This is a genomic window from Pseudarthrobacter sp. Pseusp20 (assembly GCF_059492155.1).
This window is the reverse complement of the sequence record NZ_CP168521.1, coordinates 2,802,772-2,816,524: the sequence shown is the minus strand read 5'-3', so window position 1 is coordinate 2,816,524 and position 13,753 is coordinate 2,802,772. Positions and strand designations below refer to the sequence as shown.

The 13,753-nt window shown below is 68.3% G+C and carries 13 protein-coding genes; 11 read left to right on the top strand and 2 right to left on the bottom strand.

Annotated elements, in window-relative coordinates; all coding sequences use genetic code 11:
- Positions 1-42: 42 nt before the first annotated feature.
- Positions 43-1,380 carry a class I SAM-dependent methyltransferase gene (locus ACEN9K_RS12970; RefSeq protein ID WP_495634513.1) on the bottom strand — a complete coding sequence of 446 codons (1,338 nt, stop codon included), beginning with the start codon at positions 1,378-1,380 and terminating at the stop codon, positions 43-45.
- Positions 1,381-1,426: 46 nt separating this feature from the next.
- On the opposite strand from ACEN9K_RS12970, the gene ACEN9K_RS12965 reads away from it, so the two are divergent.
- From ACEN9K_RS12965 to ACEN9K_RS12940, 6 genes are all read left to right on the top strand, one after another.
- Complete coding sequence (locus ACEN9K_RS12965) at positions 1,427-2,509, top strand: FAD-dependent oxidoreductase (protein ID WP_495634512.1); 1,083 nt, start codon at positions 1,427-1,429, stop codon at positions 2,507-2,509.
- 50 nt (positions 2,510-2,559) lie between these two features.
- On the top strand, positions 2,560-3,702 hold the full coding sequence (locus ACEN9K_RS12960) for a class I SAM-dependent methyltransferase (RefSeq protein ID WP_495634511.1): 1,143 nt from the start codon (positions 2,560-2,562) through the stop codon (positions 3,700-3,702).
- A gap of 204 nt (positions 3,703-3,906) precedes the next feature.
- A complete protein-coding gene (locus ACEN9K_RS12955; RefSeq protein ID WP_495634510.1) occupies positions 3,907-5,109 on the top strand; it encodes an ROK family transcriptional regulator in 1,203 nt (400 codons plus the stop codon).
- Between the two features lie 8 nt (positions 5,110-5,117).
- A complete protein-coding gene (locus ACEN9K_RS12950; RefSeq protein WP_495634509.1) occupies positions 5,118-6,470 on the top strand; it encodes an extracellular solute-binding protein in 1,353 nt (450 codons plus the stop codon).
- Between the two features lie 2 nt (positions 6,471-6,472).
- Positions 6,473-7,354 (top strand): carbohydrate ABC transporter permease, encoded by an 882-nt coding sequence (locus ACEN9K_RS12945; RefSeq protein WP_018769448.1) that lies wholly within the window; start codon positions 6,473-6,475, stop codon positions 7,352-7,354.
- 74 nt (positions 7,355-7,428) lie between these two features.
- Entirely contained in the window at positions 7,429-8,262 is an 834-nt protein-coding gene (locus ACEN9K_RS12940; protein WP_018769447.1) for a carbohydrate ABC transporter permease, read from the top strand.
- Here the strand turns inward: ACEN9K_RS12940 and ACEN9K_RS12935 are convergent.
- Positions 8,259-8,492, bottom strand: a complete 234-nt coding sequence (locus ACEN9K_RS12935) for a hypothetical protein (protein ID WP_018769446.1) — start codon at positions 8,490-8,492, stop codon at positions 8,259-8,261. The two genes, ACEN9K_RS12940 and ACEN9K_RS12935, sit on opposite strands and share 4 nt — an antisense overlap.
- 109 nt (positions 8,493-8,601) lie before the next feature.
- On the opposite strand from ACEN9K_RS12935, the gene ACEN9K_RS12930 reads away from it, so the two are divergent.
- The 5 genes from ACEN9K_RS12930 to ACEN9K_RS12910 are packed head-to-tail and all read left to right on the top strand — an operon-like array spanning position 8,602 to position 13,655.
- Positions 8,602-9,609: an AAA family ATPase gene (locus tag ACEN9K_RS12930; protein ID WP_018769445.1), complete on the top strand. Its 1,008-nt coding sequence runs from the start codon at positions 8,602-8,604 to the stop codon at positions 9,607-9,609.
- Between the two features lie 6 nt (positions 9,610-9,615).
- Positions 9,616-10,518 (top strand): DUF58 domain-containing protein, encoded by a 903-nt coding sequence (locus tag ACEN9K_RS12925; protein ID WP_018769444.1) that lies wholly within the window; start codon positions 9,616-9,618, stop codon positions 10,516-10,518.
- Positions 10,508-10,987 (top strand): hypothetical protein, encoded by a 480-nt coding sequence (locus tag ACEN9K_RS12920; RefSeq protein WP_056390638.1) that lies wholly within the window; start codon positions 10,508-10,510, stop codon positions 10,985-10,987. Before ACEN9K_RS12925 ends, ACEN9K_RS12920 begins: the two co-directional genes overlap by 11 nt.
- Positions 10,987-12,942: a vWA domain-containing protein gene (locus ACEN9K_RS12915; RefSeq protein ID WP_056390635.1), complete on the top strand. Its 1,956-nt coding sequence runs from the start codon at positions 10,987-10,989 to the stop codon at positions 12,940-12,942. Before ACEN9K_RS12920 ends, ACEN9K_RS12915 begins: the two co-directional genes overlap by 1 nt.
- On the top strand, positions 12,939-13,655 hold the full coding sequence (locus ACEN9K_RS12910; RefSeq protein ID WP_495634508.1) for a hypothetical protein: 717 nt from the start codon (positions 12,939-12,941) through the stop codon (positions 13,653-13,655). The genes ACEN9K_RS12915 and ACEN9K_RS12910 overlap by 4 nt, the downstream gene beginning before the upstream one ends.
- Positions 13,656-13,753: the final 98 nt, after the last annotated feature.

The following is a 13,753-nucleotide window of genomic DNA, read 5'->3' as shown; positions in this document are numbered from 1 at the left end:
AGGAGGGCGCTGTACGTGGAGTGTTGGCGGGAGTAAAACGGCTCACATCCAGGCGGTGCGCCGCAGCGGCGGTTCCTCTCCACCCGGGCGGCGCACCAGCACCTGGTTGACTCCGGTCAGCCCGGTTTCGAAGCCAATGGCGCTGCTGGCCATGTAGAGCCGCCACACCCGGGCGCGTCCCGCACCGGCCAGCTTCACCGCCTCGTCCCAGTTTTCCTCAAGCCGGCTTACCCATGCCCGGAGCGTGAGCGCGTAGTGCCGGCGGAGGGCCTCCACGTCGAGGACTTCGAACCGCGCCGTTTCCAGGGCGGCCACCATTTCGCCGAGGCTGATCATCTCCCCGTCGGGGAACACGTACCGGGGAATGAATGAGTCCGGGTCCGGGCTGGTGGGGCCGGCGTTCCAGGAGATGGCGTGGTTCAGCAGCCGCCCGCCGGGCCGGAGCAACCCGTAGAGGGCCGAGGCGTAGGCGGGGGTCTGGGCGCGCCCGACGTGTTCGGACATGCCGATGGAACTGATGGCGTCGAATGGCCCGTCGCTGACATCCCGGTAATCCTGGACCCGGATGTCCACTTTGTCTGTCAGGCCGGCGTCCGCTGCACGCTTGCGGGCCAGGGCGGCCTGTTCCCTGGAGAGCGTCACGCCCACTACGCTGACGCCGTACCTGGCGGCAGCGTGGAGGGCGAAGCTGCCCCAGCCGCAGCCCACATCCAGCACCCGCATCCCCGGTTGAAGCCCCAGCTTGCGGCAGACCAGGTCCAGCTTGGCCTCCTGAGCGGCGTCCAGCCCCGAGCCAGGGCCACCCCCGGGGGCTTCGGCGCCGCCGGCGGCCCATACCGCGCAGGAATAGACCATCGACGGTCCCAGCACCAGGGCGTAGAAGTCGTTGCCGACGTCGTAATGATGCGAGATGGCGGCCGAATCCCGGCGGCGGGAATGCATCCTGCCCTTTTTGGCAATGCGCGCCTCCTCCGGTGGCGGGGCAGGGTTGGGCCCGATGGCGCCGAGCCGGACCGCGGTGCGCAACAGCAGCCAGAGCTCGCCTGCGGTCAGCGGGCGGAACGGCCCGGGCTCGGCGAACTTGCCGGCCGAGCTCAATGCCGTGAACGCCGCGAAGATGTCCCCCGGGGTGTCGATTTCACCTGCCACGTAGGCGCGGCTCAGCCCCAGCTGTCCCGGCGACCACAGAATGCGGCGCAGGGCCTTTCGGGACCTGAACTCCAGGACGGGTGCGTCCACGGGTCCCGCTTCCGAGCCGTCCCACGCGCGCAGGCGCAACGGGATCTGCCCGGTCCCCAGCACCACCCCCAGGGCCTTTTCCAGCCGGGCAGCGTGCCCGGTGCTTCCGTTTCCTGTCCGTTCGGCTGCTCCAGTTTCCATGCGCCTACCCTAAGGCCGTGTTGGCTTCCGCGACTATCATGGGCAGGTGAGTCCTGACCCAACCGACGTGGTGGTCATCGGGGCGGGCCAAGCCGGCCTCTCGGCTGCCTACCACCTGCAGCGCCGGGGAATTGATTATGCCGTGCTGGACGCCGAGGAAGGGCCGGGCGGTGCATGGCGGCACCGCTGGAGGAGCCTGCGCATGGCCACGGTCAACGGAATCAGCGATCTGCCGGGCATCGCCAAACCGGAGGTGGATCCGGCGGAACCGAGCTCGGAATTCCTGACCCGGTACTTCGGAAGCTACGAGGCTGAGCTGGGTCTGTCCGTTCTCCGGCCCGTCAAGGTACGGGCCGTCAGGCGCGAAGATGATGACCCGGCCGGCCACTTGCGGGTCGAAACCACACGCGGGGACTGGACGGCCAGGGCCATCATCAACGCCACCGGTACGTGGACCCGCCCGTTCTGGCCCATTTACCCGGGCCAGTCCTCGTTCCGCGGCAGGCAATTGCACGTCGCCGACTACGTCTCCGCGGAGGAGTTCCGCGGCAAACATGCGGTGGTGGTGGGTGGCGGCATTTCCGCCGTCGGGCTGCTGGAAGAAATTTCCCGCGTCACCACCACCAGCTGGTTCACCCGAAGGGAACCGGTGTGGCGCGACGCGCCGTTCGATGCCACAGCGGGCCACGAGGCCGTGGCGCTCGTGGAGGACCGTGTCCGGCAGGGACTTCCGCCGCAAAGCGTCGTGTCCGTGACGGGCCTCATCTGGACACCAGCCCTCCGCGCGGCCAGGGGAAGGGGCGCCCTCGACCGGGAGCCGATGTTCACGTCCATCGAACCGGACGGCGTCCGCCGCGCCGACGGAAGCCTCCGCAAGGCCGACGTCATCCTGTGGGCCACCGGCTTCAGGGCGGAACTGGAACACCTCGCCCCGCTTCACCTGCGCGGGCCCGGCGGCGGAATCGCCATGGACGGAACCCGGGTGGCGGCCGAGCCGCGCGTCCACCTGGTAGGTTACGGGCCGTCGTCGTCCACCATTGGCGCCAACCGTGCGGGCCGCGCGGCAGTGACCGGGATCCTGAAGCTGCCTGGAATGGCGACGGCGGCGAAAACGGTAACGTGGGGGTGATGCCCCGGGACGCGAGGCGAACGAAGGCAACAGAAGGCGGCAGGACACCGGTGGCAGCAAACACCCTGGCGGACATTTTCAACGTCCTGCGCCGGCGGCCCGATGTCGAAGCCCCCAACCTGCAGGCCTGGGATGCCACGGACCGGCTGCTGCTGGAGACCGCAGTGCAGCTGGGGCGGGCCGGCGGTACCGTGGCGGTGATCAATGACCGCTACGGGGCCCTGACGCTCGGCGCCTCGGCAGTGCTTGCCCCGGCGTCGCTGCGCGTGCACCAGGACCTGATCACAGGGGAAAGGGCACTGCGGCTCAACGCGGCCGAACTGGGGGACGGGCCCGGGGCGGAGTTTGCCCAGCTGCCCCTGGGGCACCAGCTGCTGGCGGGAGCAGACACCATCCTGCTGCAGCTCCCCAAGACCCTCGCGGAACTGGAAGAAATCGCTGCCGCCGTGGCCCTGCATGCCGCACCGGACGTCCGGCTGCTGGCAGGAGGCCGGGTGAAGCACATGTCGCTGGGCATGAATGCCGTCCTTGAACGGTACTTCGTTTCGGTGCAGCCGCAGCTCGCACGGCAAAAGTCCCGGGTCCTCCTTGCCGCGGGCCCCAAACCCTCCACCGCGGCGCCCCGCTTCCCCGTGGTGGAGCACCTTGCCGGCCTGGACCTGGACGTGGCAGCCCACGGCGCAGTCTTTGCCGGCCCCAGGCTGGACATCGGCACGCGTTTCCTCCTGGCGTTCCTGCCCCGGATGAAACCGGCACGGCACGCCGTCGACCTCGGCTGCGGCACCGGAATCCTTGCCGCGATGTACGCGCGGCAGTTCCCGGCAGCCGCCGTGACAGCCACCGACCAGTCCGCGGCCGCAGTGCAGTCCGCCCTTGCCACCGCCCGCGCAAACGGCCTGGCAGACCGCATCAGCGTTCTGCAGGACGATGCGCTGAGCACCTTCCCGGACGCCGCCGTGGACACCGTGCTGCTCAACCCACCCTTCCACGTCGGTGCGGGCGTCCACGCCGGTGCCGGCCTCAAGATGATCCAGGCAGCCGGGCGGGTGCTGGCTCCCGGCGGCGAGCTGTGGACGGTCTTCAACCGGCACCTCGCCTACCTGCCGGCGTTGGAACGGTACGTGGGGCCCACCGTGGTGGAGGGGCGGAACCCCAAGTTCACCGTCACCCGAAGCACCCGCCGCCCCCTCTGACTGGAACGCGCCCGGCCACCGGGAGTCCACCGCCGGGAACCGCGGATCCTGCCGCGCCGCGCCGCCGCCCGCGCATATGGGCGGGGGACCACCCTTAACGTACGATTCAAAGCATCACCATCACGAGGTAGCCGAAGACGTTTAGGGGACACAGTGTCTGAGATCCGCCAATCCTCTCCGAGACGCGGAACCAACTTGCCCAGGATGGGGGATTTCAACCTCACCGTCATCCTTGACGCAATCCGCAGGACGTCCGGTGGCCTGAGCCGCGTTGAACTGGCCCAGATCGTGGGCCTGTCCCCGCAGACCATTTCGAACATCTCGCGCCGCCTGCTGGACCAGAACCTGATTGTCGAGGCCGGCAAGGAGGGGACCGGCCCGGGCAAGCCGCGCACCATCCTCCGCCTCAATCCGGGCGGCATGTACGCCCTTGGTGTCCACCTGGACCCCGCAGTCACCACGTTCGTGGTGCTGGACCTGGTGGGATCTGTTGTCCGGCACTCGCGGATCAAAACCCCTGGCGGAAACGATCCCTCCGCCGTGATCAGCACCATCGCTGCGGAAATCGACCAGCTCGTCGCCGATTCCGGCGTGGACCGCAGCCGCATCGCCGGCCTGGGCGTGGCTGCGCCCGGCCCCATCGACCTGGACAACGGCACGGTCGTGGATCCACCACTGCTGCCCGGCTGGGACAGGGTGGAGCTGCGCGAAGCGCTGGCCGGGGCCACCGGTTACTCGGTACTCGTTGACAAGGACGTCACCAGCGCCGCCGTGGCGGAGACATGGGCAGGCGGGCCCAGCGGCGCCGGCAGCTTCGTCTTCATGTATATGGGCACAGGCATTGGCTGCGGCATCGTCCTGAACGACGAAGTGGTCCGCGGCACGTCCGGCAACGCCGGGGAGATAGGACACATCATCGTCGATCCCGACGGCCCACCCTGCGACTGCGGCCTGCGCGGCTGCGTGAAATCCTCCTGCATCCCGCAGGTCCTGGTGGCGGAGGCGGAAGCAGCGGGCATCCTGGACGGATCCCGCGCGGGTAACAGCGGCGCCGAAGTCCAGCAAAGCTTCGCCCGGCTGTGCGCACTCGCCGACGGCGGGGGCGAACGCGCCGCTGCCATCCTGGACAAATCCGCCGTCCTGGTGGCCCGGGCGGTCTCCGTTGTCACCAACACCCTCGACGTGGAACGCGTCGTTTTCGGCGGCCCCTTCTGGAGCGGACTGGCGGAGCGCTACCTGGAGCTGATTCCGCCACTCCTGGATGCCAACAGCGACGTCAGGCTGATCCACCCCATCGAGGTTGTTGGCACGGGCGTCGGGGAGGACGTGGGAGCCATCGGCGCCGCCTCGCTGGTCCTGGAACATACCCTCGCGCCCCGGGCCCAACGGCTCCTGCTGGAAAGCTGAGGAACAGCATGCTTCGCCGGACATCGAAAACCGTCTCCCTGCTGGCCGCCGTGGTCCTTGCCCTTGCGGCCTGCACTCCCGGAAACCCAGCCGAGGGAAACAAGACCATCAAGGTGGCCTACCAGAAAACGGATTCGTTCAAGACCCTGGACACCATGTTCCAGGATGCGAAAAAAGAGTTCGAAGCCGCACACCAGGGCGTCACCATCGAACTGCAGCCCATCCAGGCGAACGACGACGACTACGGCACAAAGCTGGCCCTGGCCCTTCGCTCGCCTGCCACTGCTCCGGACGTCTTCTACGAAGACACCTTCAAGGTCCGCTCCGACGTGGACGCCGGGTACCTCCTGAAGCTGGACAGCCGGCTGGCCGGATGGGGTGACTGGGACAAGTTCAGCGACGGCGCCAGGGAGGCCGGGAAAGCGGACGACGGCGGCACGTACGCGGTGCCGCTGGGCACCGACACCAGGGCCATCTGGTACAACAAAAAGGTCTTTGCGGCCGCCGGCATTGGGTTGCCGTGGCGCCCGTCCAGCTGGCAGGACATCCTGGACACCGCAAGGAAGATCAAGGCATCCAACCCGGACGTCATCCCCTTCAACATGTATGCCGGCAAGGGCACAGGTGAAGGGACCGTGATGCAGGGCTTCTATGAGCTCCTCTATGGAACCGGGGCAAGCCTCTATGACACGGATTCGAAAAAGTGGGTCGTTGGGTCTGCCGGCTTCAAGGACTCGCTGACCTTCCTCAAGACCCTTTACGGCGAGAACCTCGCAGTGGCCCCGGCCGAGGCGCTGGACCCGAACATCTGGAAGAAGGTGTTCGGTGAATGGTTCCCGAAAGCAAAGCTCGGGGCAACCGTGGAAGGCTCCTACGCGCCGTCGTTCTGGCAGGCCGGCGGAAGCTACGCGTGGCCGGGCTACGAACAGGACATGGGCGTGGCCCCGTTCCCGACGCAGAACGGCGGCGCCCCCGGCGCGGTCAGCATGTCCGGCGGGTGGACTCTTGCCGTCGGGGCGGAAACCAAGCAGCCCGACCTTGCCTTCAACTTCCTCACCACGGCACTCAATGCCAAGAACTCGCTGGCCTTCACGGTGGCCAGCTCACAGATCGCCGTCCGGACCGACGTGGCCGCCGACCCCGCCTACCAGTCCGCCAACCCGTTCGTGAAGGACGTGTCCGGCCTGGTGGCCGTCACCAAATTCCGGCCTGCCACCTCCGACTATCCGCGGATTTCCGCTGCCGTCCAGGAAGCCACCGAGGCCGTGATCACCGGCAGCAGGAGCCCTGAACAGGCAGCGGCCGACTATGACACAGCCGTGGCCGGCATCGTGGGCGGCGACAAGACCGTCCGGAAGTAGCGTTGGCGGCCCACCACCGGACACGGCAGCTGCTCCGCTACCTGCCCGTCCTGCCTGCCGTCCTGCTGCTGCTCGTCTTCCTGGCCGGCCCGGTACTGTGGGCCTTCCACGCCTCGCTCACCAACGCCGGACTGACCGGCCGCAACGCAAGGAACCCCCAATGGGTGGGGCTGGAGAACTACCAGCGGCTGCTGGAGGACCCCGTCTTCCCGCTCTCGCTGGCGCTGACGGTCCTGTTTGTCGCAGGCTCGGCAGTCCTGGGCCAGAATGTGCTGGGACTGGCCCTCGCCGTCCTCATGCGCCGCGCACGTCCGATCGTCTCGGCAACTGTTGGCACCGCCGTCGTTGCCGCCTGGGTCCTGCCGGAAATCGTGGCCGCGTTCGCCGCCTATGCCTTCTTCAGCCGCGACGGCACGCTTAACCAATTGCTGGGCCGCTTCGGTGCGGGGGAAACCGACTGGCTCTACACCGTGCCCATGGCCGCCGTGATCCTGGCAAACGTGTGGCGCGGGACCGCCTTTTCCATGCTGGTGTACCGGGCAGCGCTCAACGGCGTCCCGGCAGAGCTGACCGAGGCCGCGCACATGGACGGGGCCGGTGCCTGGCAGCGGCTGGCGTTCATCACGCTGCCGGTGATCCGCGGCAGCATCGCCACCAACCTGATGCTGGTTACCCTGCAGACCCTGGCTGTCTTCACCCTGATTTGGGTCATGACTGCGGGCGGACCGGCCAACGGCAGCACCACGCTGCCTGTCCTGGCCTACCAGGAAGCCTTCAAATTCGGTGACATCGGCTACGGCACCGCCGTAGCGTCCGTCCTCATCCTGATCGGCGCCGTGTTTGGCGCAGCCTATCTCCGCCTCCTCAGTGAGCAGAAGCCGTGACTGCACCGAAATGGGCGGGACGGCGGCTCCCGCAGCAACAGCCCGGCCAGCCCAGCCCCAGCCGTCCACGCCGAGTGCAGCCCAGGCGCGGCCGTACCCGGGGCAACGCGTGGGCGGACGCGGTCCTGGTGCTGATTGGCGCCTGCTTCCTGCTGCCGTTGTTGTGGCTGGTGTTCGGTTCCGTGGATCCGGCCGCCGGACACGGCACCAGGGTTCCGCAGCAGCCCGGCCTGGACAATTTTGCTGCCGTCCTGACCCCCGAACTGCTGTTTCGTCCGCTGTGGAACAGCCTGCTGCTGTCCGCGGGGACCGGAACGGTTACCCTGGCGGCGGCCGTGCTTGCGGCGTACCCGCTCTCCCGCTACCAGTCCAGGTTCAACAAGCCGTTCCTGTACGGCATCCTGTTTGGCACCTGCCTTCCCGTTACCGCCATCATGGTGCCGGTCTACGGACTGTTCGTGCAGCTGCACCTGCTGGATTCCCTGCCCGCCACGGTGCTTTTCCTGGCCGCCACCAGCCTGCCGATGGCGATCTGGATGACCAGGAACTTCATGGACGCCGTGCCTCTGGCCCTGGAGGAGGCGGCCTGGGTGGACGGCGCCTCCAGGCTGGCCGCCCTGCGATCGATCGTGCTTCCGCTCATGCGCCCGGGCCTGGGTGTGGTGTTCATCTTTGTGTTCATCCAGGCCTGGGGGAACTTCTTCGTTCCGTTCGTACTCCTGCTGTCCGAGGGCCGGCAGCCGGCGGCAGTGTCGATCTTCAGCTTCTTCGGCCAGCACGGGGCAGTGGCCTACGGCCAGCTGGCCGCATTCTCGATCCTCTATTCGGTCCCGGTCCTGGCCCTCTACGTCTTCGTGGCACGCGGCTCCGGCAACTCGCTGGCCCTTGCGGGCGCAGTCAGGGGTTAGTCGATGTCCTCAAAGACCACGCCGAACGGCAGGGTGTCGTCGAGGTGGGCCTGGTGCCCGGTGGAGCCCGGGTTGTACACCACCCGGACACCGTGCAGCTTTTCCGCCGCAGACTGCATCAGGACAGGCCGGACCGTATCGATGAACATCTGGCTCTTGTCGGCGAGGTATTCCTTGTAGGTGGCTGGAAGCTCGATCATGGCAAAAGGATAGACCTGCAGACCCCGCATGGGGAGGGGTGCCCATTGCCGGGTTCCGGGCGCCGGGCTTGGATAGGATGGCGGGCGGGACACGGCCTTCCGGACCGCGCGCCCATCACCGTCTTCAGGGGGAGATCCAGTGCTTTCGACCAGCGTGCCCGCAAGAATCCAGCCTGCGGAGCTGGCCAGGGCGCAGCGGGTGGCCGCCGGCGTCGCACGCAGTTTCGATGCCAAGGTGGTGGGCCAGTCCCGGCTGCGGGAATCGCTGCTGGTGGGCCTGCTGACCGGCGGCCACATCCTGCTTGAGAGCGTACCGGGACTGGCCAAAACCACTGCGGCCCAAACGCTGGCCGAAGCCGTCAGCGCCGAATTCCGCCGGATCCAGTGCACCCCGGACCTGCTGCCCAGCGACATTGTGGGAACCCAGATCTACGACGCCGCCAAGGGAACGTTCCGCACCCAGCTGGGGCCGGTCCACGCCAACATCGTCCTGCTCGATGAAATCAACCGGTCCAGCGCCAAAACCCAAAGCGCCATGCTGGAGGCGATGCAGGAACGCCAGACGTCCATCGGCGGCCAGGACTACCGCCTCCCGTCGCCGTTCCTGGTCCTGGCAACGCAGAACCCCATCGAGCACGAGGGTACATACCAGCTGCCCGAGGCCCAGATGGACCGCTTCATGCTCAAGGACGTCCTGGACTACCCCAGTCCTGCGGAAGAGGCGCAGATCATCGCCCGGATCGACGCCGGCGTCTTCACGCCGGAACAGAAACCGGCGGCGGCCGCTTCCCTTGATGCCATCCTGGAGATCCAGGAACTGACCAGGCGCATCTACATTGACCCGGCGGTGATCAACTACATTGTGGGCCTGGTGTACGTGACACGGAACGCGGCCCAGTACATTGACGCCCGGCTCGCCGGGTTCATCGAGTTCGGCGCCAGCCCCCGTGCGAGCATCGCCTTCAGCCAGGCCGCCCGCGCCGTGGCACTGCTGAACGGCCGCGACCACGTCATTCCCGAGGACGTCAAGGCGCTGGCCCATCGGGTGCTGCGGCACCGCCTGATCCTGAACTTTGACGCGGTGGCCCAACAGGTTCCGGTGGAATCGGTAATCGACGCGGTCGTCGCCGCTGTCCAGACTCCCTGAACCCCTATGGCCGGCCTCCTCCAGCGGGTGAAATCGAAGATGGCCATCTTCGCCCACCGCAAAGCCCGCGGCATGCTCGACGGCGAATACGGTTCGGTGTTCAAGGGCCGCAGCCTGGACTTCGATGACCTGCGCGGCTATGTGCCCGGGGACGAAGTGCGCGACATTGACTGGAAGGCCACCGCGCGCCACGGCTCACCCCTGATCAGGCGCTACGCCGCCGTCCGCCGGCAGACTGTCCTCCTGGTCACCGATACCGGGCGCAACATGGCGGCGGAGGCCCGGTCAGGGGAGGCGAAGAAGGACATTGCCGTGCTCGCCCTGGGGGTCCTTGGCTACCTGGCCCACCGGCACGGGGACCTGGTGGGGCTCGTCTGCGGTGATTCAACGGCCACGCGTTCCCTGCCCGCAAAGGGCGGCGAGGCCCACCTGGAGCGGCTGCTGGGGCACGTGGACTCCCACACGAGCCTCGACGCGGCGCCCAGCCGGATCCAGGAACAGCTCGAGTACACGGCGCGCACCATCAAGGGACGCCACCTGCTGTTCGTCGTCGCGGACGAGATTGCCGCAGACGATGCCATGGCCCAACTCCTCCGCAGGCTGCGCGCCCAGCACGAGATCCTCTGGCTGACCGTCAGGGACGCAGACCTGGCACCATATCCCCTGACCGGTCAGGTTCCAAGCGCGGAGGTGGACTACTGCAGCGTGGCCGATTCCGCCCTGCTGCCATGGCAGCCTGCTGCGTCCGCCGCGGTGAAGGCCGCTTACACCAGGGCCACCGCAGAGCGCGACGCGGCGCGCAGGGCCATGCTCCGGGCCGCGGGGATTACTGAGGGGGAGGTGGCAGGCAGCGGAGACGTCATCACGGGTCTCTTCGCCCTGCTGGAGAGGCACCGGCGTGCAGGCTGATCCCGGATTCTATGGCCCGCTGCAGTACAGCCCCGCCTGGCTGTGGTGCGGCGCAGCGCTCCTGGCACTGGTTTCCGGGTGGTACGCCTACGTGTTTGCCTCCACCCGCAAGGCGGAACGCTCAGCGCGGCGCAGCTCCGCGCCCGGCAGGTCCGCCCTGACCGACCTGCCGGCCCTCAAAGCCGCCTACCTTCAGCGCATCAACGAGGTGGAGGAGGCAGCGGCGGCCGGGCATCTCGAGGCACGCGGAGCGCACCAGCAGCTCAGCCTGCTGCTGCGCGGGTTCGTCCGCGATGCAACCGGAGTGGACGCCACCAGGATGACGCACCACGATTTGGCGCGCCACCCGCTCCCGGCGGCGGCCGACGTCGTCCAAGCTCTGTACCCCGCTGAATTCGGCCCCGGTCCGCTGCAGTCCGTGAGCGTGTCCGCAGCAAAAGCTTCGGCGGCGGTGCGCTCGTGGAGCTGATGTTCTGGTGGCTGCTGCCGGTTGCGGCCGCTGCCGCAGGAGCGGCGGTATGGGCTGCCTTGCGCAGCAACCGGTTGTCCAACGGACGACGGCGGCCGGTTGCCCACGCCGACAGGCTGACCGCGCTGCCCGAATACCAGGCAGCCCTTCGCCGGCACCGGCGGTGGCTGGTCCTGGCCGGTGCCGCCTGCGGCGTGCTGCTGGTTTCCACTGCGGTTGCGGCGGCCCGCCCCCTTGACGTGTCCACCCTCCGTCCGGAGCAGCACAACCGCGACATCATGCTCTGCCTGGACACCTCCGGATCGATGAGCAGTGCCGACGCGGCAGTGGCGGACGTCTTTGCCGGCCTGGCACGGGAGTTCGACGGTGAACGGATCGGCCTGACCATCTTTGACAGCACCGCCATCCAGGTCTTTCCACTGACCGACGACTACCACTACGCCCAGGAGCAGCTCCACCTCGCGAGGGACGCGTTCGACGGCAAGCAGGGCAGCTCCGGATTCTTCGACGGCACATGGAGCGGCAGGGGTTCGTCACTGATAGGCGACGGCCTGGCATCGTGCATCAACAGCTTTCCCGGCTCCGACGCTGCGGGAAGCAACGCTCCCCGGCGCTCGCGGTCGGTGGTGCTGGCCACGGACAACTTGCTCTCCGGTGAACCGATCATGACCCTGGACCAGGCGGCGCGGCTGGCCAAGGACCGATCGGTGCACGTCCACGCGCTGAACCCGGGGGACCTGGACTATGGCAGCGGGACCGGCCAGCCCGGTGCCCAGCTCCGGGCGGCAGCGGAGTCCACGGGCGGCTCGTATTACGCCCTGGACAGCCCTGCTGCCGTGGCCGGAATAGTCACCGCCGTGGAGAGAACTGAAACGGCGGCCATCCAGGGCGCGCCGCGTGCTGTGTTCTCGGAGGTACCTGACCTGCCGCTGGCTGCTGGGCTGTTGTCCGCCCTGGCCCTGTGCGCAGTCCTGTGGCGGCTGCAGCGGGGCCGCCGCGGCAGCAGGGGGTGGCTGCGGCGGGGCGCCGTGGTGCTGCTGGTCATGGCAGCCGCCCTGCGGCCCGGCCTGCCCGGCGGATCGGTCCAGGCTGCCGCCGCCGACCTCAACGTGTTCTTCGTGGTGGACACCACCACCAGCATGGTGGCCGAGGACTACGGCAACGGCAGCCCGCGGCTGGAAGGCGTCCGGAAGGACATCATGGCCATCGCCGGGCAGTTGCCCGGCGCCCGCTTTTCAGTCATCACGTTCGACACCACCGCCCACGTCCGCATGCCCCTCAGCACGGATACGCTGGCACTCGAGACCATCACGGATGTCCTGGAACCCCAGGTGACTGCGTACGCCAAAGGCAGCAGCATCACCGCGGCGAGGCAGGTGCTCGCAGAGCAATTGGCCGCCGCCAGGGACGGCCATCCGGGCCGGCCCCGGCTGGTGTATTACCTGGGCGACGGCGAACAGACCAGCGGCAGGGAACCCGGGGCAATGACATTCGACGGCGGCCTGGTGGCCGGGGGAGCGGTGCTGGGCTACGGGACGGCGGCGGGCGGCCGGATGAAGGAGAACAGCGGACAGAAGATCACCGGACAGGAGAACAAAGGACAGGACAACTCAGGGCAGGAGGACGACGGCGGCACGTATGTCCAGGACAACCGCGCCGGCACCAGCGGAGACGCACTGTCGGTCATCGACGAGGGGAGGCTGCGGACCATCGCCGGCCAGCTCGGCGTGCCCTACGTCCACCGCGCCGCCGGCGATCCCGTGGGGGACATGATGCAGCAGGCACGCCCCGGCAGGGTGGAACGTGCGGATGGAGACGGCCCGACGGCGGCCGCAGCCGAGCTGTACTGGATCTTCGCCGCCGGCGCCTTCCTGCTGGCCCTGCCGGAGGCGGTGGGCATCGTCCGGCAGCTGTGCGGGTTGCCCCGCATGCGCCGCAGCGGAGGGGACCGGTGACTGCCAGGGCCCGCAGGAAACGCCTGCTCCTCTGGTCGGCGGTGCCCGTAATGCTGCTGCTGTGCGTCGCCGCCAAACTCCTGAGCCTCAATGTTCTTGCGGACCGTGCCGCGACCGGTTTTGCGGCAGGGAATGCGCCCGCCGTGGATGCCGCAGCAGAGGGCCTTGGCCTCGCCAACCTGGTGGAACCGCATAAGGCGCCGTTCGCTGCCGGTGACGCCGCGGTGCTGGCAGGAGACTATGGGGAGGCGAAGGCCCTGTTCGAACAGGCGCTGGGACTGGTCCCGGACGGAGCCGGCGATGAATGCCTGGTCCTGGTGAACCTTGTCCTGGTGACCGAAGGCCTGGGCGACCAGCGGCTCCAGGCCGGGGACCCGTCGTCGGCCGTTCCGCTTTTCAACGAAGCACTGGCAACCGCCGGGCAGGCACCGGAAGGCTGCCTGTCCCCGGACGCGGCAGCAGGAGCGGACGGGCGGTTGGCCGAAGCGCGGGAACGGCTGGAAGGAAAGCTTGGCGCCGCCGGACGGCCGGAGGACCCGGAGGATGCGCCGGGGAAGGAATCCCCGCAGGACGGGTCAGCGGCTGCACAGCAAAGCCAGCTGGACCGGCTCCAGGAGAATTCGCGGCAGGCCCAGCGGGAGCGGAACAGCGGGCGCGAACGGGAAGAATACTTGGACAGCGGCACTGGCACGGCGCCGGACCGCCCTTGGTAGGAACCCCGCAAGGCGAAGAAAATTCTGCCGCCGCAGGAAACAGCCCGTAAAAGTGCGTCTTAATTCGGCCCCGACTTGTCCCGGCCCCGCCCGGCCCC